This is a genomic window from Frankia sp. CcMO1 (genome assembly GCF_977945845.1).
The window spans coordinates 1,006-1,661 of the sequence record NZ_CDWTMG010000307.1 but is presented as its reverse complement, the minus strand read 5'-3'; the positions used below and the strand labels follow the sequence as shown (position 1 = coordinate 1,661).

Genomic DNA, 656 nt, shown 5'->3' with positions numbered 1-656 from the left:
GGGCCGACGTCGTCGGGCAGGTTGGTCAGCAGGGCGTACCAGCCGTCGGTGGCGGCCTCGGCGTCGAGCGCGGCGGAGTCGAAGTGCCAGGCCAGGGCCGGTTTCCCGGTGTCCGGATCGACGCTGGTGGCGGCGACCAGGTAGCGGGTGACGCGGTGTTTCGTCGCCAGCAGGGTCAGGCGGGCTTTCACCGCGGCTTCGGTGCGGTAGAGGTGGTGGCTGCCCGCGGCGCGGGTGAGGGTGTCGAGGTCGGTGCGGGCGCGGTCGAGTTTGAGTGCGCGGGCGGCTTTGGCGGCCTGGTCGTTCGCGGACGACCAGACGAACACCGTGCGCACGGTGACCGACGGGTCCTTCTTGCGGGGCCCCCGCAGGGTGGTGACACCTTCCCGGGCACGGTAGGTCGCCCGCTGGTGGAAGGGTTTGGCCTGGTCACGGGCCGCGACGTGGTCGACGAGGGTGGCGGTGGCCCAGTCCTGGGCGGCCAGAACCTGCGCGGGCACGACCGTTTTCGGTGCCGGCGCGAGGAACATGACCCCGGGTGTGGACGTCAACGCGGTCAGGTTGCGGTAGGAGACGAGTTTGCTGCCTCCGACCAGCAGGAACCGCCGTTCGCCGGCGATCGTGGTCAGGGCGCGTATCGCGCCGGTGACCTGGGA

1 protein-coding gene is annotated in these 656 nt (G+C 71.5%); it reads right to left on the bottom strand.

All coding sequences use genetic code 11. From position 1 onward, the window contains the following. Positions 1-656 (bottom strand): transposase (locus AC08OU_RS22635; RefSeq protein ID WP_476605745.1); only part of this gene is annotated, 656 nt, incomplete at both ends.